Source organism: Mesorhizobium sp. M8A.F.Ca.ET.207.01.1.1, assembly GCF_004794715.1.
GTDB lineage: Bacteria > Pseudomonadota > Alphaproteobacteria > Rhizobiales > Rhizobiaceae > Mesorhizobium.
In genome coordinates, this window is record NZ_SRUS01000591.1 from 1 (window position 1) to 281 (window position 281).

Genomic DNA, 281 nt, shown 5'->3' on the forward strand with positions numbered 1-281 from the left:
GCGGAGAAGTCGCCGGCGATCAGGCTGGGCATGCCTTCGGCGGTGGCGCCGATCCAGGTCATCAGGTCGCTGGTCTGGTGCTGGCGGGCGGTGGCCTCGTCCGGCTCCGGGCGCAGCCGCGCCACGTAGACATTGACCAGCGCCTCGCCCAGCTTGAGCCGCATCATGCCGGCCGCGCTGAAGGTGCCAGGAGGATGCAGCAGGGTCACCCCGTCTTCGCTGACCGGTAGCCGGGTCAGCATTGCGTTGCCATGCCGCAGCGGCTGGCTGGGCGGATCGGC

1 protein-coding gene is annotated in these 281 nt (G+C 70.8%); it reads right to left on the reverse strand.

Annotated elements, in window-relative coordinates; genetic code table 11:
* The coding region (locus tag EN850_RS35965; RefSeq protein WP_210238110.1) for a hypothetical protein at positions 1 to 242 on the reverse strand (242 nt) is incomplete at its 3' end.
* Between the last annotated feature and the right edge of the window lie 39 nt (positions 243 to 281).